General features: G+C 68.9%; 20 protein-coding genes. 9 read left to right on the top strand and 11 right to left on the bottom strand.

Annotated elements, in window-relative coordinates:
* The first annotated feature begins 74 nt into the window (after positions 1-74).
* Genes ACQP2T_RS50485 through ACQP2T_RS50475 form a run of 3 tightly spaced genes read left to right on the top strand, consistent with a single transcriptional unit; the run spans position 75 to position 2761 of the window.
* A complete protein-coding gene (locus ACQP2T_RS50485) occupies positions 75-791 on the top strand; it encodes a phosphotransferase (RefSeq protein WP_433511934.1) in 717 nt (238 codons plus the stop codon).
* Positions 788-1267: a DUF1707 SHOCT-like domain-containing protein gene (locus tag ACQP2T_RS50480; protein ID WP_433511933.1), complete on the top strand. Its 480-nt coding sequence runs from the start codon at positions 788-790 to the stop codon at positions 1265-1267. Before ACQP2T_RS50485 ends, ACQP2T_RS50480 begins: the two co-directional genes overlap by 4 nt.
* 57 nt (positions 1268-1324) lie before the next feature.
* On the top strand, positions 1325-2761 hold the full coding sequence (locus ACQP2T_RS50475; protein ID WP_433511932.1) for a lanthionine synthetase LanC family protein: 1437 nt from the start codon (positions 1325-1327) through the stop codon (positions 2759-2761).
* A 54-nt stretch (positions 2762-2815) separates the two neighbouring features.
* Here ACQP2T_RS50475 and ACQP2T_RS50470 read toward each other — a convergent pair whose 3' ends face one another.
* The 9 genes from ACQP2T_RS50470 to ACQP2T_RS50430 are packed head-to-tail and all read right to left on the bottom strand — an operon-like array spanning position 2816 to position 11846.
* A complete protein-coding gene (locus tag ACQP2T_RS50470) occupies positions 2816-3994 on the bottom strand; it encodes a phospholipase D-like domain-containing protein (protein WP_433511931.1) in 1179 nt (392 codons plus the stop codon).
* A 51-nt stretch (positions 3995-4045) separates the two neighbouring features.
* Positions 4046-5074, bottom strand: a complete 1029-nt coding sequence (locus ACQP2T_RS50465) for an ABC transporter ATP-binding protein (RefSeq protein WP_433511930.1) — start codon at positions 5072-5074, stop codon at positions 4046-4048.
* On the bottom strand, positions 5052-6089 hold the full coding sequence (locus ACQP2T_RS50460; protein ID WP_433511929.1) for an ABC transporter ATP-binding protein: 1038 nt from the start codon (positions 6087-6089) through the stop codon (positions 5052-5054). The genes ACQP2T_RS50465 and ACQP2T_RS50460 overlap by 23 nt, the downstream gene beginning before the upstream one ends.
* 2 nt (positions 6090-6091) lie before the next feature.
* Positions 6092-6970 (bottom strand): ABC transporter permease, encoded by an 879-nt coding sequence (locus ACQP2T_RS50455; RefSeq protein ID WP_433511928.1) that lies wholly within the window; start codon positions 6968-6970, stop codon positions 6092-6094.
* Entirely contained in the window at positions 6967-7893 is a 927-nt protein-coding gene (locus tag ACQP2T_RS50450; RefSeq protein WP_433511927.1) for an ABC transporter permease, read from the bottom strand. The genes ACQP2T_RS50455 and ACQP2T_RS50450 overlap by 4 nt, the downstream gene beginning before the upstream one ends.
* Positions 7890-8942, bottom strand: coding sequence for a LacI family DNA-binding transcriptional regulator (locus ACQP2T_RS50445; RefSeq protein WP_433511926.1), 1053 nt, complete (start codon positions 8940-8942; stop codon positions 7890-7892). Before ACQP2T_RS50445 ends, ACQP2T_RS50450 begins: the two co-directional genes overlap by 4 nt.
* A gap of 33 nt (positions 8943-8975) precedes the next feature.
* The gene (locus tag ACQP2T_RS50440) at positions 8976-10532 is read right to left on the bottom strand and encodes an ABC transporter substrate-binding protein (protein WP_433511925.1); all 1557 of its coding nucleotides are present in this window, start codon (positions 10530-10532) and stop codon (positions 8976-8978) included.
* A gap of 14 nt (positions 10533-10546) precedes the next feature.
* Positions 10547-10876: a hypothetical protein gene (locus tag ACQP2T_RS50435; RefSeq protein ID WP_433511924.1), complete on the bottom strand. Its 330-nt coding sequence runs from the start codon at positions 10874-10876 to the stop codon at positions 10547-10549.
* A 7-nt stretch (positions 10877-10883) separates the two neighbouring features.
* Positions 10884-11846 (bottom strand): DUF6772 family protein, encoded by a 963-nt coding sequence (locus ACQP2T_RS50430; RefSeq protein ID WP_433511923.1) that lies wholly within the window; start codon positions 11844-11846, stop codon positions 10884-10886.
* A 453-nt stretch (positions 11847-12299) separates the two neighbouring features.
* Here ACQP2T_RS50430 and ACQP2T_RS50425 point away from each other — a divergent pair, with 453 nt between their 5' ends.
* The 3 genes from ACQP2T_RS50425 to ACQP2T_RS50415 all read left to right on the top strand — a co-directional run bounded on the left by ACQP2T_RS50425 (position 12300) and on the right by ACQP2T_RS50415 (position 14749).
* Positions 12300-13298 carry an ArsR/SmtB family transcription factor gene (locus ACQP2T_RS50425; protein ID WP_433511922.1) on the top strand — a complete coding sequence of 333 codons (999 nt, stop codon included), beginning with the start codon at positions 12300-12302 and terminating at the stop codon, positions 13296-13298.
* 69 nt (positions 13299-13367) lie between these two features.
* The gene (locus ACQP2T_RS50420) at positions 13368-13658 is read left to right on the top strand and encodes a hypothetical protein (RefSeq protein WP_363997234.1); all 291 of its coding nucleotides are present in this window, start codon (positions 13368-13370) and stop codon (positions 13656-13658) included.
* Positions 13655-14749: a transglycosylase SLT domain-containing protein gene (locus tag ACQP2T_RS50415; RefSeq protein ID WP_433511921.1), complete on the top strand. Its 1095-nt coding sequence runs from the start codon at positions 13655-13657 to the stop codon at positions 14747-14749. The genes ACQP2T_RS50420 and ACQP2T_RS50415 overlap by 4 nt, the downstream gene beginning before the upstream one ends.
* A gap of 62 nt (positions 14750-14811) precedes the next feature.
* Here ACQP2T_RS50415 and eccB read toward each other — a convergent pair whose 3' ends face one another.
* A complete protein-coding gene (gene eccB, locus ACQP2T_RS50410; RefSeq protein ID WP_433511920.1) occupies positions 14812-16209 on the bottom strand; it encodes a type VII secretion protein EccB in 1398 nt (465 codons plus the stop codon).
* A 442-nt stretch (positions 16210-16651) separates the two neighbouring features.
* Here eccB and ACQP2T_RS50405 point away from each other — a divergent pair, with 442 nt between their 5' ends.
* Positions 16652-18655, top strand: coding sequence for a leucine-rich repeat domain-containing protein (locus tag ACQP2T_RS50405; protein WP_433511919.1), 2004 nt, complete (start codon positions 16652-16654; stop codon positions 18653-18655).
* A gap of 155 nt (positions 18656-18810) precedes the next feature.
* Here the strand turns inward: ACQP2T_RS50405 and ACQP2T_RS50400 are convergent, their stop codons facing one another.
* The gene (locus ACQP2T_RS50400; RefSeq protein WP_433511918.1) at positions 18811-19218 is read right to left on the bottom strand and encodes an ATP-binding protein; all 408 of its coding nucleotides are present in this window, start codon (positions 19216-19218) and stop codon (positions 18811-18813) included.
* A 242-nt stretch (positions 19219-19460) separates the two neighbouring features.
* Here ACQP2T_RS50400 and ACQP2T_RS50395 point away from each other — a divergent pair, with 242 nt between their 5' ends.
* Both ACQP2T_RS50395 and ACQP2T_RS50390 read left to right on the top strand, forming a co-directional pair.
* Entirely contained in the window at positions 19461-20300 is an 840-nt protein-coding gene (locus ACQP2T_RS50395) for a helix-turn-helix domain-containing protein (protein ID WP_433511917.1), read from the top strand.
* A complete protein-coding gene (locus ACQP2T_RS50390; protein ID WP_358536576.1) occupies positions 20285-20500 on the top strand; it encodes a DUF397 domain-containing protein in 216 nt (71 codons plus the stop codon). The genes ACQP2T_RS50395 and ACQP2T_RS50390 overlap by 16 nt, the downstream gene beginning before the upstream one ends.
* Positions 20501-20637: the final 137 nt, after the last annotated feature.

Below are 20637 nucleotides of genomic sequence, written 5' to 3'. Positions count from 1 at the left end.
ACGGTAATTTGCTGCCAGTGCACCGGTTATCGCACAACTAGAATGACTCACCTTTACCGCATAATCTGACCACCATGCGTGTGGGAACGTTGCTCGCGGCAGGGCAGGACTGCGACGTGTACGAGGCCGGGACCGGCAAGGTGATCCGGCGGGCCCGCGACGGCCGCAGCCTCGAACGCGAGGCGTCGGTCATGCGGCACGCCCGCAGGCAGGGCTTTCCGGCGCCCGAGGTCTTCGACGCCGACGGGGCCGACATCCTCATGGAGCGGGTCGTGGGCGTCAGCGTGTCACGCGACGCCACCCGGCGGCCGTGGCGGGCGCCCGCGTACGGGCGCCTCCTGGTGGAGCTGCTCCAGCGGCTGTCCACCGTACGCGCGCCCGGCTGGCTGCCCGCCGCCGAGGGGGCGCCCGGCAACAACCTGCTCCACCTGGACCTGCACCCCGGCAACGTGCTCGTCACCGGCGACGGCCCCCGGGTCATCGACTGGGCGAACGCCGGCCGTGGCGCGCCGGCCGCCGACGTGGCGTGCACCTGGCTCATCATCGCCGCCGCCCCCGTGTCCGGGCCGGTCCGGCGGGCCGGGCGTCTCCTCATGACGAAGGCGTTCGCGGACGCCGTCGACCGGCCGGCCGTGCTGCCGTACCTGACCGCGATGGCCGAGCGCCGCCGCGACGACGACAACACCCACGACGCCGAGCGGGCCGCCATCGACCGCCTGCTCGCCCGCGAGACCGCGACATCCTCCCCACGGCTCACGCCGAAAGACTCCACGCTCAAGGAGAACCGATGAACGAGCGGCGAAAGATCCGGGCGTCGGACGGCGATCGCGAGGTGGTCGCCGAGCGGCTCAGCGCCGCGCTGACCGAGGGCCGCCTCAGCATGCAGGAGTACGACGACCGGCTGGGCCGGGCCTTCCAGGCGGTGACGTACGGCGAACTGGCGGACCTCCTGGGCGACCTGCCCCGTGCGAAGGCGAAACCGCAGCCCGCGCCGCGTGGGGCGGCGGTACCGGCCGGACTGCTGGCGACGCTGCCGAGATGGCTCAGGATCCTCTGGGCGATCTGGGCCGTGAAGGTGTCGATCAACCTCGTGGTCTGGGTCATGCTCAGCGTCTCCGACGCGTCCCTGGTGTACTTCTGGCCCATGTGGATCATCGGGCCGCCGGGCGCCGCGCTGTTCGGGCTGTCTGCCGCGACCACCATGATGCGCCGTGGCCGCGTCCCTGTGGAAGCCGCCGCGACGCCCTCGCCTCTCGACGGCAGCTGACGGGGAGTATCGCCGACAACCCTTAATTTCCTACCAAATGTGTGGGATAATGGCGGCATGAGCTTGGATCGGACGCGCTCATCGAGCGAGCGTGCTGAGACACCGCTGACCGCCGCCATCATGGCCGGCCGCTGGATCCGCTCGGCGGCCGTCGACGACGAGCGCGGCCGGCACTGGCGGGCCAACCCCGACCCCCGGGGCAGATCGGCCCTCGCCGCCGAACCGGCCTCGCTCTACGCGGGGGCGGCGGGCATCGTGCTGTTCTTCCTGGAGCTGGCCGCCGCGACGGGCCACGAGGCGTACCTTGAGGAGGCCCGCGCGGGCGCCCGCTACCTCTCCGCGACCTGGACGAACCAGACCAGTCTGTCGCTCTATCACGGTCTGTCCGGCACGGTGGTCGCGCTCGCCGAGGCCGGCTGGGTGCTCGGGGATGAGGAGTTCGAGGAGGCCGCCGTGGCCGCCGCCGACCGGATCGTCCGCTCCGCCCGCCCGCTCGACGGCGGCCCCGGCTGGTCGCGGGATCCCGCGCAGAGCGGCGACGGCGGCGTGGTGCTCGGCCTGCTGCACGCCTCCTCGATGCTCGGCATGCCCGCCTACCAGGACCTGGCCGTCGAGGCGGGCGCCCGCATCGCCCGCCTGGCCGTGCCCGGCCACCGGTTCGGGACCCTGTTTGATGACGGGACCCTGCCCGACGCGCAGACCTGGTCCGGTGACTGCTCCGACCTGCCGGGAAAGCCCGGCGACGCGGCCGGTGGCCGGGCCGATCTGCCGGTGGACGTCGTCATCCCGGGCTTCCTGTCCGGCACGGCGGGCACGGCGTTCCTGCTCGCCCGCCTGTACGGCGTCACCGGCGACTCGCTCTTCATCGACGCGGCCCGCAGAGGCGCCGGCTTCGTCCGGATGGTCAGCGTCGAGGCCGGGAGGTGCGTCGCCGTGCCGCACCACGTGCCGCAGGGCCGGGGGCTGCACTACCTGGGCTTCTGCTCGGGCTCGGCCGGGGTGGCGCGGCTGTTCTACGAGCTGTACCGGGTCACGGGCGAGGCCGACGACCTGGCCTGGTGCGAGCGACTGGCGCACGGCATCGTGGAGAGCGGCGTCCCGCACCGGCGTACCCCCGGCTTCTGGAACGTCTCCTGTCAGTGTTGCGGCACGGCCGGGCTGGTGGAGCTGTTCGTGGGGCTGTGGGCGGCGACGGGGCGCAAGTCGTACCTGGACTTCGCGAGCGTGCTCGCCGAGCACCTGATCGGCCGCGCGGTCGACCACGACGGGCGGGGGCTGCGCTGGTACCAGGCGTATCGGCGGCTGCGCCCCGGCGAGGTGTCGGCGGACACGGGCTACATGGTCGGCGCGGCGGGCATCGGCGCCGCGCTCCTGCACCTGGACGCCGCCCTCCAGGGCGACCAAGCCCGTCGCGTGATCCTGCTGCCCGACAACCCGTTCCCCTCGATCCCCGTGCCCGCGCACCGTCTGGCCCGTCCCGGAGCGGACGGCTGACGGCATGCGGAGGAGGTCATAAGACAGCGCGGGCCGGGACAGGGACAGAGCGGGTCAGGACGTGGCCGCCAGGGGCGCGACCGCGCGCAGCCTCTCGAAGTTGGCCACGTACTGCCGGTACATCGCCCGGTCGTCGAGCCGCAGCAGGGTCTCGTCGTTGCGGCGCAGCGAGCTCTCGATGTAGTTGTGGCTGCCCGTCAGCACGACCTGGGCGTGGGGGCGGCCCTCGAAGGAGCCCTCGATGAGCAGGTACTTGGAGTGGATCCGGCCGGGCAGCGCGTCGCCGGTGCCCAGCGTGCGCAGCTCGATCCGGGGCTCGGCCAGCAGCAGCCGCTTGACCTCGTCGGCCATGATGCCGTAGACGATCTGGACCGAGCAGCCCTGGACGGCCAGGTCGCGCAGCTTCTCGGGAATGGCGATGCGGTACGTGTCCCATTCAGACATGCCAACGCGGATCTTCGTACCGGGAGTGCAGCGGACCTTCGCGAGGTGCTCGGCGACGGTGTCGGTGGTGGCGTCCGTCCCGGCGCGGGGGAAGAACCAGGCCTGTCCGGAACGCGTCGTGGTGGTGCGGTAGTAGTCGGGGTTCTTCCGCTCCGCCGCCAGGTCCTGGAAGTAGCTGTCATACGCCTGGTACAGCTTCTTGTCCCGGGGGAGTATGACGGCGTTGTTCCAGTACGTCGCGGAGTTCAGGTCGGTGAGGTTGGCCGACGCCTGCACCACCACGTCGGAGGCGTTGCCGGTCCGCGAGAACAGGTAGAACTTGTTGTGCTGGCCCTTGCTGCCGACGCAGGCCGCCGTGCCGCCCGACGGCGGGCCGGTGCAGACGTGCAGGTAGGAGCGCGCGGAGATGTCCGTGCCGAGCGCGGTCGCGAGCTGCGTGGCCACGGTCGCGCCGCGCGTGTCGCCGTCCAGGACCACCCGCACCTCGACACCCCGCTGATGCGCCTTGATCAGCTCGCCGGCGAAGTCGGTGCCCGCCTGGCCGGACATGACGAAGTGGGCGACCTGGATCCGGGCGCCGGCGGGGGTTTGGTGGATCAGGCCGCAGAGGCGCCGGACGATGGCGGTCGGGTCGCCTCCCACCGGGTCGTTGAAGACCGCGCCCTTGGCGACCGGCTCGTTCGGCGCGTCCGCGCAGGTGGCGGCGCTCGCCGTGGCCGGGCGGCCGCCGGCGAGCAGGGCCGTCAGTATGACGGCGCCCACCAGGGCGGACAGGACTCTGTTCGACATCGATCGCTCCTTCACGAGGCGGCCGGATCCGTCCCGTCCGCCGGGGGCTCGTCAGGACGGGTCGGTCTCGGGGAAATGGCAGGCCACGGGGTGGCCGGTGCCGCGGTCGAGGAGCAGCGGCTCCTCGACCCGGCATCGATCCTGGGCCCGCCAGCAGCGCGTCCGGAAACGGCAGCCTGACGGCGGGTTCAACGGTGAGGGAACATCACCGTTCAGGACGATCTCCTCCCGCCCGCCGTCCCGCCAGTCGTCGAGGCTGGGCGCCGCCGACAGCAGGGCCTGTGTGTACGGGTGGGACGGCCGCAGGTAGACGCTCTCCTTCGTACCGATCTCGACGATCTTGCCCAGGTACATCACCGCGACCCGATCACAGATGTGGTGCACAACGCCCAGATCGTGGGAGATGAACAGATAGGCGACCCCCAGGTCGCGCCGCAGCTCTTCGAGCAGGTTGAGTATCTGCGCCCGTACCGACACGTCCAGAGCGGACACGGCCTCGTCGCAGACGATCAGCCGCGGCCGCACGGAGAGCGCGCGGGCGATGCTGATGCGTTGCCGCTGGCCTCCGGAGAACTGGTGCGGATACCTGCCGGCGTGCTCGGGACGCAGGCCGACGCGATCCAGCAGCCCGCGCACCTCCTCGTCCCACCGCTCCCGAGGCACGATCCCCGGATGGATCCGCCAGGCCTCCTTGATCAGGGCGGACACGGTCATTCGCGGGTTGAGCGAGGCGTACGGGTCCTGGAAGACCAGCTGGACGTCCTGCCGGAGTCCGCGCAGCTCCCTGGCCGGCAGGGTCGCCAGATCGCGACCCTCGAACAGCACCTGACCGCTGGACGGTCGCACCAGGCCGACGATGGTCCTGGCGATCGTGGACTTGCCGCAGCCGGACTCGCCGACCAGGCCAACGGTCTCCCCGGCCCGTACGTCGAGGCTCACCCCGGCCACGGCGCGCACCTCGGCGCCGGAGCGGCCGAGCCCGCCGCGCAGGCGGTAGGCGGTGACCAGATCGACCAGCTCCAGCAGGGGCGGGCCGTCGTCGTCCCTGGTGCGGGACTCAGCGAGCGTCGGTGTGGACACCCGCCATCACCTCCTCGGCGAAGTGACACGCGCTGGTCCGGCCCGGTGCCACCTCGCGTGGCTCGGGCTCGACCTCCCGGCACTTGTCACGGGCGAACGGGCAGCGCGGATGGAAGGAGCAGCCGGCGGGCGGCGCGGTCGGGTCGGGCGGGTGGCCGTCGATCGCCACCAGCGGCCCGCCGCCGTCGCGCGGCGCGGGCACGTCCCGCGTGTGCGGGTGCGCGGGCACGGCGCGCATCAGACCCAGCGTGTACGGGTGCGCGGGCCGCTCGTACACCTCGGCCACGGTGCCCACCTCGGCGATCCGCCCCGCGTACATCACCGCCACCCGGTCGGCCGCCCGCGCGACCACCCCGAGATCGTGACTGATGAGGATCATCCCCAGCCGTTCGGCCCGTTGGCGCTGCCGCAGCAGCCGCAGGATCTGCGCCTGCACGGTGACGTCGAGCGCGGTGGTGGGCTCGTCCGCGATGAGCAGGCGGGGGTCCAGGGCGAGCGCCATCGCGATCATGACCCGCTGGCGCATGCCGCCGGAGAACCGGTGCGGATGGTCGTCCAGGCGCCGGGCGGCGTCCGGAATGCCCACCTGGACCATGAGCTCCGTGGCCAGGCGGCGGGACTCCGCCCGGCCCAGACCCCGGTGCCTGCGGAACATCTCGGCGATCTGGTAGCCCACCGTCAGCGACGGATTCAGCGCGCTCAGCGGGTCCTGGAAGATCATCGCGATGCGCTCGCCGCGGAGCCGCTGCCACTCCCGGTCCGGGAGCCCGGTGACGTCGCGGCCCTCGATCACGACGCGCCCCCCGGTGACCCGGGCCCGTGGCGGCACCAGCCCCAGCAGCGCCTGCGCCGTCACGCTCTTGCCGCTGCCTGACTCGCCGACGATCGCCAGCGTCTCGCCCTCGTCCACCTGGAAGGACACCCCACGGACCGCCCGCAGCGGCCCTTTCGGCGTGTCGAACTCCACGGCCAGGTCGTCCACTCGCAACAGTGGGATCACGGCGTCTGGTGTCATCGTCACAGCTCCGTCATCGGGTCGGAAGCGTCGCGGAGCAGGTCACCGAGGATGCCGATGCTGACCACCACCAGCGCCAGAGCGGCGCCGGGCGCCGCCGCGATCCACCACGCCGACGCCAGGTAGTCACGGCCCTGGGCGATCGTCGATCCCCAGGACGCCTGGGAGGGTGGCACGCCGAGGCCGAGGAAGCTCAGCGACGCCTCGGCGACCATGGTCAGGCCGATCTGCACGGTCGCCGCCACCAGCAGCGGCGGCAGGCACGACGGCAGGATGTAGTGGAGGAGGATCCGCCCGTGCGAGGCGCCCATCACCCGAGCCGAGTCCACGAACTCCCGGTCGCGGACCGCGAGCGCCGAACCTCGTACCACCCTGGCGAAGATCACCCAGCGCGTCACCGCGAGCGCGATGATCACGTTCGTCATGCTCGGGCCCAGCACGCCGGCCAGCATGATGGCCAGCAGCAGGCTGGGGAAGGCGAGCTGGATGTCGCCGAGCCGGGAGATGATCCCGTCGGCCCAGCCGCCGAAGTAGCCCGCCAGCAGGCCCATCAGCAGCCCGACCGACCCGGCGACGACCACGGTGACCAGGGCCACGGTCAGTGAGGTACGCATCCCGGCCAGCACCGCGGCCAGGATGTCCTGGCCGACCTGGTTGGTGCCGAGCCAGGCCACGGCGCCGTCGGACAGCCGGGTTCCGGGCGGCAGCAGCCGGTCGGGCGGGCTGGTCGCGGCGGCGTCGAAGGGCACCAACAGCGGCCCCAGCACACCCGCCACCACGAACAGCAGCACCATCCCGAGGGCGAGGTGGGCGCGCGGCGGCAGCCCGGCCAGCCGCTGAAGAGCCACTCCGGGCCGGCCGTGGAGTTTCGGCGGCATCATGCGTTCTCCAACTGGATCCTGGGGTCGAGGTAGCCGTAGAGCACGTCGACCAGCAGGTTGAGCGTGATGTAGCAGAGCGTGATCACGGTCAGGACGGCTTCGACCACGGCGTAGTCGCGGAAGGTGATGGAGTCCACCAGCAGCCTCCCGATCCCCGGCCAGGCGAAGACCACCTCGACGATGACGCCGTTGGCGATGAAGTTGCCCATGAGCAGGCCCAGCATGGTCACCACCGGGACCAGGGTGTTGCGCAGGACGTGGATGTAGAAGACGACCTGGTCGCTCAGCCCTTTGGCGCGGGCCGTACGGACGTAGTCCTGGTTCATCTCCTCCAGCACGCCGGTCCGTACGAGCCGGCCCAGCCAGCCCACGAACGGCAGCGCGAGCGTGAAGGCGGGCAGGAGGAGGCTCGCCATGGTGCCGTCGGCCGTACTGGGCAGGATCTGCAGCCCCCGAGCGAAGATCAGCGAGAGCATGATGCCGATCCAGAAGGGCGGCAACGCCTGGCCGACCAGCGACGACACCGAGATCAGGCGGTCGGCCAGGGAGTTGGCGTGCCGGGCCGCGTACGAGCCGGTGAGGAAGCCCAGCACCACGGTGAACACCATGGCCCAGGCGGACAGGACCAGGGTCGGCCCCAGCCGCTCCAGGCAGGCGTCGAGCGCGCCCACGCCCTGCCGCCACGACTGGCCGAAGTCGAGGCTCAGGAGGCCCTGGAGGTGATGCAGATATTGGACCGGCAGCGGATCGTCGAGCCCCAGCTGCGCCCGTAAGGCGGCCAGCTGCTCCGGCGTTGCCTGGCTGCCCAGGATCAGCTCGGCGGGGTCGCCGGGCAGCACCCGGAGGGCGACGAAGACGATGGTGATGGCGCCCCAGATCTGGAGCAGCGCCTGGGCCAGGCGGCGCCCGACGAAGCCGGTCATCTGCCGCCTCCGCTCGACGCCCGCTCGACCAGCCGGGGCGGGAAGAGGATCTTCTCCGGCGGCCCCTCCGCCGGTGGCCGCTTCAGCCGCCGGAGCATGTGGTCCACGGCGGACACGGCGATCTCCGCCGCCGGCAGCTCGACCGTGGTGAGGGAGGGGATGACGTACGGGGCGAACGGGTGGCCGCCGTAGCCGACCACCAGCACGTCCTCCGGGATCCGCAGACCGGCCTCGTCGGCCACCCGGTAGACGCCCAGCGCGAAGTAGTCGTTGCCCGCGACGAAGGCCATCGGCCGTCGCGCCGTCCGGACCACGTCCTTGGCCAGCCGGTACGCCTCCCCTGGATCCCAGGGCATGGCGCTCTGCTCCAGCCGCCTGGTCGGCACCTTGATCACAGTGTCCGGCTCCACGGGCAGCCCGGCCTCGGCCATGGCCCGGCGGTAGCCCGCCACGCGGTCGGTGACCGACGAGACACCCAGGTCCTCCTCCAGGAAGCAGATCTTCCTGGCGCCCCGCGCGATGGCGTGCCGGGCGGCTTCGTACCCGCCCAGGACGTGGTCGACGCCCACCAGATCGGTGTTCAGCTCGGGGACGTCCCGGCTGATCAGCACGAGCGGGACCCCGGCGGACCGGAACCGGCGCCAGTGCTCGGCGCCTTCCTGCACTGTCACCACGAGCACCCCGTCGACGCCGCGGCGCAGCAACTCCTCGGCCGCGCGCCGCTCGTTGTCCAGGCTCTCCTCCGTCGCCATGAGCAGCAGCGAGTAGCCGTGCTTACGGCAGTGCTGCTCCATGCCGCTGATGAGCTGCGCGTAGAACGGGTTGGACGGATTGGTGATCACCATGCCCAGCGTGCTCGCGGAGCCCAGCACCAGCGAGCGGGCCGTGACGTTGGGCACGTAGCCCAGCCGTTCCGCCTCGGCCTTGACGCGGTTCCTGGTCTCCACGCCGACGCTGTCCTTGTCCGACAGCGCCCGCGAAACGGTGTTGACCGACACGCCCAGACTCTCGGCGATGTCCTTCAGGGTCGTCCGGTGTCCCTCAGGCATGGTGTCCCCAGGTTCGATGGAGGTGCACGGGCATCACTCCGCGGTCGACACCGTGCGGAACTCGGGCTGGCTGTTGGCCGCCGGGGTGAAGCCCCTGACCGTGGAGCGCAGCCCGTACGTGCTGGACAGTGCCGCGGGGAAGACGCCGACCGCGTCCCGCCAGATGATCTCGCACGCCTGGCCGTAGAGCGACTTCCGCTTGTCCTGGTCGGCGGTCGAGCGGGCCTCGGCGAGGATGGCGTCGAGCTCCTTGTTCGCGTAGCCCATGCGGTTGGCCGTGCTGGTGTAGAGCCGGCCCAGGGTGTAGTCGGCGTCGCCGGTCGTGACCGTGTTGACCTGGAGCTCGATGTCCCAGTCGAGGGCCGTCAGCCGCTTGATCCAGGCCGCCTTCTCGATCTGCTGCTGCTCCACGATGACGCCCACCTTGGCCCAGGCCGAGATGAGCGACTGCGCCAGCTCGGTGGCCAGCGGGCCGGTGTCCTTGAACCACATCATCGAGGTACGGATCCCCGAGGCGTAGCCGGCCTCCGCCAGCTCTCGCTTGGCCAGCTCCGGGTCGTACGGGTAGGGCTGCTGGCTCGCGTGGCCGAACACCGCGGCCGGGATCGGCGCGTCCATGACCGTAGCCGCCTCGCCGTACAGGCTCGCGACGATGCCCTTGATGTCGAGCGCGTGGTAGAGCGCGCGGCGGACCCGCGCGTCCGAGAACGGCTTGCGGCCGCAGTTGAACCAGGCGAGGAAGTAGTTCACGCCCGGCTTGCTCTCGACGCGCACGCCGTCCACGCCGGCCAGCCGCTTCAGCTCGTCCGGCGGGATGATCCAGGTGACGTCCACCTCGCCGTTCTGCAGCGAGGTCATCCGGGTCGAGGTCTCCGGGATGTACGGCAGGCGCAGGCCGCGCAGCGTGGGGGCGCCGCCCCAGTAGTTCGTGACCGGCTTGAGCAGCAACTGGGACGACGGGGTGAACGACTCGACGGCGAACGGGCCGCTGCCGATCGGCTTGCGGAAGAAGTCGGCCTTGCCCAGCTGGGCGGCGGGGAGGATGAAGGCGAGCGTGAGGTTCGTCGGCAGGGTGCCGAGCGGATCGGTGGTGGTGATCCTGATGGTGTGCGGGTCGGGCGCTTCCACGGTGTCGATCGCGGTCCACAGCGGCTTCTGCGGGCCGTCGGACTTGGCCAGCCGCTCCAGCGACGCCTTCACGTCGGCCGAGGTGAGCTTCGTGCCGTCGTGGAAGGTGACGTCGTCGCGGAGGGTGAACTCCCAGGTCTTGTCGTCGGGCTGGGTCCAGGACTTGGCCAGCTTCGGGGCCAGCTCCGTCCCGTTCCTGGTGACGAGCGTGTCGTAGATCTGCCGGTTGGCCAGCAGCGACGCCTCGTCCACCGCGCTCGCGCCGTGCGGGTCCAGGTCGTTGATCGGCTGGTTGAACGCGGCGCTGAGCGGGCGGCTCTTGCCCGACGCCGATCCGGCCCCGGCGCCGCCGGGCGCGCACCCCGCGACCAGGCCGGGAAGGGAGACGCCGGCGACCCCGGCGACCCCGGCCCCGAGGAGGGACAGGAACCGGCGCCTGTCCACCTCGTCCATTGCTGCCATGTCGGTTGCTCCCGTCAGCTCTTCAGTGCCAGGTAGACGAGGATCTTCGCCTGGGGATCGCCCCCGGTGAGGTGGGCCCGCAGCCGCAGCCAGTGACCGAACTCCCGGACCCGCCAGGTCACCTGGCCCGGCTCGGTGACCACCTGCTCGGGGGTCTCGTCGTCGTCGCACCAGTGCAGCCCGTCGGGGGAGACCTGGGTGACCAGGTGCAGCTCGCCTTCCAGGCCCAGGGTCCGTACGAACCAGCGCGCCTCGGTCGCCCAGCCGGCCTCGTACGGCTCGGTCGTGAAGTCGTCGGTGAACGTGGTGTTCCGCTCCAGAACCGCGGTAAGAGCGTGCTTCATGCCGGTGTCACCAATCCACGGAAATCAGTGCGGAATCGAGGAAGAGAAAGTTGCGGACCGGAGAATGGGTGCGCACGCTCACATAGAAGTTGAGCAGGTTCTCCAGGCCCTCGTATTTGTCCGGATACTGCGGCACCGGGATCCGGCGCATGTCCATGACCCGGTCATTGACCTGGAGCTCGATGTTCGTCCGGGTACGCGTGTCGAACTGCCAGCGCAGATAATGCCAATTCACCTTGGTCGGGACCTCGTTGTAACAGAGGTTCTGGGGATCCTCGTCGAAGGCGTGCCAGTCGTCCGGGTTGGGCGCCGTGAAGTCCTCGGTGGGGGAGAGGTTCTCCTGGTTGTGCAGGTTGTCCCTGGGCGTCGGCTCGGGCACCACCGGGTAGACCCAGCGCCGGGTGAGCTTGTTGTTCAGGTCGGTGTTCTGGTAGCGCGCGACGCAGTGGTAGCGGATGCCCTCGCCGTCGCACAGGTCCGTGGCCACCGTGAACGCGCCGAACTGGGCTTCCGACGGGTGCAGGTTCCCGTCCCAGGCCACGTCGCCGAAGGTGTCGCCGAGCGAGGTCTCCGCGGTCGCCGCCTCGCTCTTGTAGGTGAAGTACGTCTCGAACTGCACCACCCCACGCTGGGCCATGGTCAGCCGGCGGATCGCCACTGCGGTGTGACCCGTCACCGGCCTGGTCGCCACCTTCAGCGCGTAGTTGCCGCTCATCGCGCCGTGGGTGCCGATGTCGAAGAAATCGCATGAGCTGAGCTGCGGCGGCCGGAAGTCGCGCATGTGGACGTCGACCTTGTCGAGATTCCCGTAGCCGTCGTGGTTGCCGATGAGTTCGGTCCAGCCGTGCGTTCCGGTGTTGAACTCGTCGAAGGCGAGTATGCGGGGGAGGGGGTTGAACTTCGAGAGTCTGGGGTCCGCCGCGATCAACGCGCGACGCAGGTCCCCGGCCGGATCATGAGTCGTCTCCACGCCCAAGACGTCCTTCCGTAGACGCTTTCAGCCGCCAGGATGAACGTTCACGTGAACGTTAATCCTGGGTTTCGAGGAAGCTAACTCGTTACATCCGCGATGTCAAGGGATGTTCGTGACGGAACAGGACATCTGGCGCTCGCGGGGCCGAGGGTGATGATCATCTACCTGGGGCCGCTCGTGGGGCTGTAAGTGACTTGTAAGTCAGATGTGAGCGTTGAGGCTTACGTTCCTTATGCACCAAGCACAGGCGGAACTTCCTGAACGGAGCGCATCCAATGCGACTGACGACCAAGAGCGTCCGCATCACCTGAGCATGAGGGTGACCACATAGCCGGTGGGGGCCGGAAGGTGCAGGTCCGGCCCCCACCTCATGCGACCTGTGCCAACGGATCTTTCGAGCTTATTTGAAGCATCGATCCAGATATGTCAGCTTTGCCTACAGTACGACCCGTGGGGGCTCCGGTAATCAGAACGAACGTGTGGAGCGAGCTACGAGTGACCTCCGCTCCTCAGCTGTCCGTGTCGATCTCTCCGAACCTGACCGCTCTCGCCATGATCGCCGACGCGCTGGCCGGCCGCCGGCGCGGCCTGCCCGAGCTGTGGCGGCGCGCGGTCCAGTCGAGGGTGAGCCCGCTGGGACGCGAGGCGGTTCTTCCGCTCGCCGCTCCCGGCTACTCCGTCGTGCCCGACAGCGTCGCGCCGATCACCCCCATGGACGACATGTCCGTGGCGGCCCAGGTGAGCGCGCTGAGCGACATACCGCCCGAGTCTTTGATCAAGGACCTGGAGCAGGCGTTCGGCGACGGATCGCTGCCGACGCACTGGAGGGCCGCCGCCGAGCGGCCCGGCCGCTGGCTGCGCGGGTACGCCACCGCGCTCAACGACGTCTGGCACACCACCGAGCCGCTATGGCAGCGGGCGCGGCCGCTGCTCGACCGGGAGATCGAGCGCGTCGGCATCACCTCCGTCCGCGGCGGCCCCGAGCTGCTGCTGGGCGCACTGAACGACCGCATCCGGTACGGCGAGCGCGGCCTGCTGATCGCCGACATCGAGGCCAGCACGTACGAGCTGGGCAACCGGCGGATCATCCTGGTGCCGATGCTGGCCGGCAAGGACGCCGTGATCGTCAGCCTGGACCATCCCGACGCGGTGTGGATCGCCTACCCCGTCCCCGGCGCAGAGTCGCTGTGGCGCCGGCCCGTCGCGCCCGCCGTGGACGAGCTGTCCGCCCTGGTCGGCCCGGTGCGCGCCGAACTGCTCTGCCAGCTGGACCAGCCTATGACGATGAGCATGCTGGCCTCCAACGTCAAGATCGCGCCCAGCGGGATCACCTATCACTGCGACCGGCTGCACGCCGCGCGGCTGATCAGCAGGGAGCGGCGGGGACGCGAGGTCTGGATCGCCCGCACCGACCGGGCGGAGGAACTGCTGTCGCTCTTCCGCCGCTGAGAGGGCTGACCCTGAGACGCCTGCGCTTGCGACGTCGAGAGGGCTGAGTTCCGACCGAGGAGATCTGCTGTGGTCCTGAAATATCACCGTGAAGCGCTCGACGGGTGCGGAACGGCGGCGAAGAACGCGTCCGGCGCCTTCGCCGAGGTCGCCGGGTCGGTGTCCGGCGCGGCGATCGACCAGGCCGCCTTCGGCCGCCTCGACAACTCCGGAGCGCTGGCCGCGGCGGTGAGCGAGCTGAACGCGGCCGCCGGGACCACCTCCCGGACGCTCGGCGGCCATCTCCAGGCGGTGGAGCAGGCGTTGGACGCCGTGGAGCGGACGTTCACGGACGCCGACGGGGCCGCGGTGCGCCGGTGAGCGCCATCGACGACGTGCGGGGCGTCCCCGGCGGGGCCGAGCTGGCCACGCTGGCCGCGACGGTGGTGGGCGACCCCGGCGCTGTGGGTCGTGTCGTCGGTGCGTGGCAGGCGGCGGCCGACACCGGCCGGGGCCAGACCGCCGCGGTCAGGTCGGCCGTCGGCGATCTGGACGCCGCATGGCAGGGGGCGAGCGCCGACGCGTTCGTCACGTACATGGACCGGGCCGGGAAGATCGGCGACACGCTGCAGAGCGTGCTGTTACAGTGCGCCACGCACCTGGCCACCGCCGCCGAGGCCCTGCGGACGGCCGAGTCCACGGCGAACGGGATCTGCCAGAACTACGCCGCCGCCGTACGCGACTTCCAGGCCAGGAACCCGCAGGCGACGCAGGACCAGATCCTGCAAGGCGTGCAGGGGCTGGTCGGCGACGCCCGCAAGCAACTGGAAGAGCAGCGGACGACCGCGAACAACGCTCTGGGCACGGCCGCGACCGGCATCCGGGGCCTGCTGGGCGGGCTGGGCAGATCCACCGAGAACTGGCCGGAGCCGGACACGGAGCCCTTCGCCCCGGGGCCGGGGAAGGCCCTGGACTGGACCCCGTCGCGGCAACAGAACGGCGCGACGACCCTCGCCGAGGCGAGCGGGCCGAGGGGCCATTCGCCCAGTCTGCCGGGTTTTGGCGGATATGGGCCGAGTGGTCCGCCCCCGGCGGGTGGTGGACCGGCCCCGCAGGGACAGGTGGCCGACTGGATCACGCAGGCCGTCAACGTCCTCAAGGCGCAGGGCTACCCGGTCGAGAAGATGAACGCCAACGACATCTGGACCATCATCCGCCACGAGTCGGGCGGCAACCCCAACGCGATCAACAACTGGGACTCCAACGCCGCCAAGGGCACGCCGTCCAAGGGACTCATGCAGACGATCGACCCCACGTTCAACCGGTGGAAGCTGCCGGGGCACGAGAACATCTACAACCCGGTCGACAACATCATCGCCGGGGTCCGCTACGCCATCGAGCGCTACGGCTCGGTCTCGAACGTGCCCGGCGTCGTCGGCACGAAGACCGGCGGCGGCTACCGGGGTTACTGAGCCGACCCGGGGCTACTGAGCTGGTGAGCCGGTGGCCACCGGCATCACCGGGACTGCCGCGATTATTGAGTCGACGAGGAGGCGGCCACCGGCTTGGCGGCCCGCGCCGGGTCCAGCACCGGCCCTTCGGGGATGAGCTGCAGCACGTTGGCGGGCACCGGGGTGGCGCGCTTGGCGTCGTACCCCAGCTTGCCCAGCACGTCCGCGTTCGGCACGGCGTAGCGCCGTCCCTCGTCCGTCACCAGGTAGTACGACTGCACCGCGTCGAGCTGGCCGTCACCGGGCAGGACACCGGCGACGATTGCCCGGCCCGGCGGCAGACGTACCAGATCCGTGGCGTCGCCGCGTGGCGCGGGCAGCATGCCGCCCGACATGAGCCGGGCGCGGGCCGAGCCCTTGGCGGCGTCGGCGTAGACCGCGCAGAGCGGGCTCGCCGGGTCATAGGCCGTCATCTTCGGCATCGACGCGGGCAGGCCGTCGGCCGGGAGCTTGGTGCGGGAGCGCGGGGCGGCGTTGGCCGTCGCCGCGTCGATCTTGACCTCGGCGGTCGTGCCGCCGCTGTACGCCGCCGGGTCGCTCAGCAGGAGCGTCGCCTGCGCACGCGTGACGGGCGCCAAGCCGTCGGCCAGCTGCACGTACCAGCGCGGCTCGCCCCCGGCGACGGCCGTGGCCCGGAAGACCTGCCCCACGGCGGCCTTCTCACCACCGGGCCCGGTCACCGGCCGGCCCCGCCCCTCGATCGCCGGCGCGGCCAGGTCGGGCCCTTCCGGAAGCGCGTTCAGCCAGGCCACGGGCACGGCCGCCGGGTCGGTGCCGCTCAGGCCACGCGCGATCCCGGCGGGCACGCGCATCCGCGCGCCGCGCCAGATCGCCCAGGTCTGCCCGCCGACGTCCACGAGCATCGCGCTGTCCTCGGCGAGCGGCCGGTCGCCGACCTGCCGCCCGGCGATCAGCGTCACGTACGGCTTGCGCCCCGTGTCGCTCTCGCGCTCCTGTACGCAGACCGACCAGGGGCCGGAGGCGAGCCGATCGGCGGCCGGCAGCGAGTCGGGCGCCCCCGGGATGCCGACCGGCGTGCCGCGCTCGTACGAGCTCAGCGCCTCCCTGGCGACCACGCGCTCGGTGATCTGCGGCGAGTCGAGCACGAGCCGGGCCGAGGCGTAGTTGGCCACCGGGATCAGCCTGCGCTGGGGCTGGCTGTAGACGTAGCGGGCGCCGGTCTCGCGCTCGATGATCAGCGTCCCAGGGTCCCGCAGCGCCTTGGTGCCGCTGGGCCGGAGCAGCCCGACGACCGCGAACCCGACACCCAGCAACACGGCGACCATGGCCCCGGCCATGAAGCCGATGTTCTGGCGGCGCAGCGGCCACTCGGGCTGGTTCGGCTGGGCTCGCATCAGGGCCAGGCCGATGCGCTGGACCGTGAGCCGGTACGCCTGGTAGAGGTCGCGCTGGCTGTGCACGCCCACCTCCCCGGAATTCGCCCGGCCTAATTTATCCAGATAAGAACGGGCAGAGCGCGATACTTCAACAGTTCTGTAATGGACATGCGCACCGCGCCCCCTCGGCCGCCACCAGGCGTTTGGACCCGCGACTTCGGTTTGGCGCCGATCCTGCCGGTCTTGGGCTGGGGACGTCGTGCGTCGGCGCGAGCCTGGGCTGCGTGTGGTCGTGCTGCGGCCCCTGCCTGAGCATCCACTCTGGCGGGCACCCCTGACAGCGGCACCCGCACCGGCCCGTGGAACCGGCACCCTCGGCATGACCGTCGGAGCGCCACCACGCCCGAGGCGGTTCTTACGCGACCGATGGACGATCACGCGATATTGTCTGTCGATCATCGTCCAATTGCCGCTTTATCGGACGCATGGAACTTGATGGCAAGACATCGAAATGAGGTGGGCTGGAGTGCCTTCAGAGGTTGACGGGCGGATTGCCGCAGCGCTGGATAGCGGCGCTACTGAATTGGACCTTTCTGACTTCGGTCTTGATATCTTGCCTGAGGCGCTGGGCGACCTCACCGGACTTACCAAGCTCAACCTGAAAGGTAATCGGCTCACTGAATTACCCAGGTGGTTGGGCAACCTCAATGAGCTCACCGACCTCAGGGTGTCGGGAAGCAGGCTCGCCGGATTGCCTGACACCTTGGGCAACCTCACCAACCTCACGACGCTTGAGCTTTTTCCAGGTGGTAATCGGCTAACCGGCTTTCCCAAGTGGCTGCGTGGCCTGACCAATCTCACTGTGCTCAAGCTACGCGACAACAGGATCACCCGCGTGCCCGAGTGGCTGAACGAGCTGTCCAACCTCACAGTCCTCGACCTGGCCTTCAACAACATCGCCGCTCTGCCCGACACGTTGGGCGACCTCACCGACCTCGCCGAGCTCAACCTGTGGCACAACAAGCTCGGCGCCGTGCCGGACACATTCGGCAGGCTCACCAACCTCACCAAGCTCACCCTGGGCGGCAATCCGATCAAGGTGTTGCCAGAAACGCTGGGCAACCTGACCAACCTCGGTGAGCTCGACTTAAGCCTCAACCAGTTGCGTCAGCTGCCGGATTCGTTGGGCAATCTCACCAACCTCACGACTTTGTACCTGGCTTATAACCGGGTCACTGTCCTGCCCGACACGTTCGGCAGCCTCATCAATCTCACGAAACTGTACCTGAGCGCCAATCGGATCACCGCGCTACCGGATACGTTGAGCAACCTCACCGAACTCGACCTGTCGGACAACGAGCTCACTACCTTGCCGGCCGGATTGTCCAATCTCACCAATCTCACCAAGCTCCATCTTTCGGGCAATCGGATTCGCGCGCTGCCGGATACGCTGAGCAACCTCACCGAACTCGACCTTCAGCGCAACGACCTCACCGTCTTGCCGGACGGGTTGTCCAGGCTCACCGGTCTCACCAAGCTCGATCTTTTCGGCAACCGGCTCAGTGTCCTGCCCGAATGGCTGGGCAGTTTGACCAACCTTACCGAGCTGGAGCTGAACAACAATCAGCTGGAGATGCTGCCTGATTCGTTCGGCGGGATCATCAACCTCACCCAGCTTGAGCTGTCGCAGAACAAGCTCACCATGCTGCCGGATACGTTCGGCCGGCTCGCCGCCCTCACCACGCTCAAGCTGGACGGTAACCAGCTGACCATGCTGCCTGATTCGTTCGGCGGGCTCACCAGCCTCACCACGCTCAAGCTGGACCGTAATCGGCTAACCATGCTGCCTGATTCGTTCGGCGACCTCGCCGGCCTCACCGAGCTTGAGCTGTCGCACAACGAGCTCGCTGTCTTGCCGGAAATGTTCGGCCGGCTCGCCAACCTCACCACACTCAACCTGTATGGCAATCAGCTCGTCACGGTGCCTGACTCGTTCGGCGACCTCATCAACCTCACCGGCCTTAGGCTGCCGCACAACAGCCTCAATGCGCTACCTGACACTTTAGGCAACCTCACCAACCTTGTCGGGCTCAACGTGGCGGCCAACGAGCTCGTCGTGGTGCCCGACGCCATTGGCAACCTCACCAAGCTCATCACGCTCAGCCTGGCGGTCAACAAGCTCACCACGGTGCCTGACAGCATCGGCAACCTCACCAACCTCGCTGACCTCAGTCTGGGCGACAATCAGCTCGTCACGGTGCCTGACACGTTGGGCAACCTCACTGCCCTCATCGAGCTCGACCTGAGCGGTAACGATCTCACCGAGCTACCTGAACGGCTAAGCAGCCTCACGGCGCTCGACGGGCTTGACCTGAGCGACAACATGATCACCGTCTTGCCCGAGTGGCTGGACCAGCTCACCCCCACAGAGCTTCGTGTGGACGGCAACCCCCTCATCACAAAGCCCGACTGGCTGACCGACGATGAGGACTGGGAGGACGATGAGGACTGGGACGAGGATGAGGACTAGCAAGGCCGCATTTCTCCTGAAGTAGGTGTGCTTGGGCATACCTGGGACGACCCGAGACCACCTGGATCTGCCCAGGTAGCCCCCAATGGAAGGGGCGGGAAGGTTGCTCCCTCCCACGGCAGACAGAGGCACCTTCTTGCCGACCGTGGGGATGCCTAGCGGCGGGACACCAGAGCCCAAACAACCTGCTCGTTCTGGGTGTTGTAGTAGTGACCCCACGAGCCGTTGGTGATCTCGTGCACTACGTGCAGCCCACGGCCGAACTCGATCGCCGCGTCCTCGTCGTCGGGCCCGGGGTCGTTCACGGGCTGCCGGAGCCGCGGAAAGGTATTGGCGTGTCCAGGGTCGGTCACGACCAGGCGGATGAAGCCTTTCTCGGGCTCCAGCCTCATGCGCACCCACCGCGCCGCAGGCATGGTCCCGAGGCCGTACCTGATGGCATTGGTGACCAGCTCTGTGGCGAGCGTCTGAAGGTCATACGCCCGGGGGTGGTCCGCTCCCACCCACGACGTGATGGCTTCGCGCGCTCTGGCGGGGACCAGACGAGGATCCAGATCCTTCATTTCGAAGGTGTGCCATGGGGCGGGGGAGTGGAGTGCCGCATTCATGATTATTCACCGACTTTGTCTCTACTGTGCTCGCCTCTGGATTTCTTCAGGCTGTGTCACCACAGGTGGAGGATGTGGTGAACCGCTAGCCAGAATGGCACCGGCGCGGTATTTTTCTCAGTAGTCGCCAAAGTCTGTAGCGACACGGTTTCCCGGCTGCAGAGTTTCACCGCAGTTGTTCGTAAGGGGGATTCGCTGTGGGAATCGAGGTAAATCTAGACCCCGAAACAAGCCCAGAAGCGCGATATGGTTTTGAATTGCGTAAACGGCGCAAAGAGGCGGGACTGACGTTGGCTCAGCTGGGGGCCCGGGTCGCTCTCACGGGTCAGCAGATCGGCAACATCGAGCGGGCCGACCGCCGGATGGATGAGAGCAGGGCGCGCCGGTGCGAGGAAGCCATGGGGCTCCCGCCAGGTGATCTCGTGCAACACCTTCCCCGTAGGTCTCGCAGCAACGTGACCTTTCGCAACTTCCTGCCGTGGCTGGACAGGGAGAAGCGGGCCACGGAACTGTGCGCCTATGAAGGGCTGATCATTCCGGGCCTGCTCCAAACTCGGGAGTACGCGGAAGCTGTCTGTCAAGGCAGGCCCGGTACAACCCCTGAGCAGGTGAAAGAAGCCGTAGAGGCGCGGATGCAACGACAAGCCATTTTGCGCCGGGACAACCCTCCGTTTCTATATGCCGTTCTCGACCAATGCGCACTGCTACGCCCGGTAGGAAGCGAGGAAATCACCCGGGATCAGCTTCAACATCTCCTCATGATGGGTAGAAGTCCGAACATAGTGATTCAGATCGTCCCCCTACGCGCTATGTCTACGCGTGGCCTGGTGGCAGGGTTCGTGATCGCTCGGATCGCTGGAGATGGCGACGAAGCCGTCTTCATCGACACCCCTGACGGAGGCCGCATGGTGGACCGGCTCGAGTCTGTGGAGATGCTGAAGGCTTGGTTTCAGACGATCAGAGCGGATGCGCTGTCCCGGGCAGACTCGATGGCGCTGATCGAAGAGAGGCTGGCACAAGAATGGATCTGGCACTGAGCGAAGAACTCAGGAACGCGGTGTGGCGGAAGAGTCCTCTCTCGGACGCTCAGGGGAACTGCGTACAGGTGGCTCCTCTGTCGGCCGGACGCGTCGCGGTGAGGGACAGCAAGGATCCCGATGGGCCTGCTCTGGTGTTCACCGATCCAGAGTGGAAGGCGTTCGCCGGTGGGGTGAAAGAGGGAGTGTTCGACTTCTAGGCACCGGTGGAGGGGGGTCTGGCCTTTGGTCAGGCTCCTTGCCGGGTCTGGAGCAACAGGGCGTCTGTCGTGCTTCACAGGCTTGAAGCATGCGGCCGTTGCCGACGGCCCGCAGCCGAGGACGATCAGGGCGGATG

Origin of the sequence: Nonomuraea sp. CA-143628, from assembly GCF_050942315.1 — a bacterium.
In the GTDB taxonomy this organism is placed as follows: domain Bacteria; phylum Actinomycetota; class Actinomycetes; order Streptosporangiales; family Streptosporangiaceae; genus Nonomuraea.
This window is presented reverse-complemented; position numbering and strand designations above follow the sequence as displayed.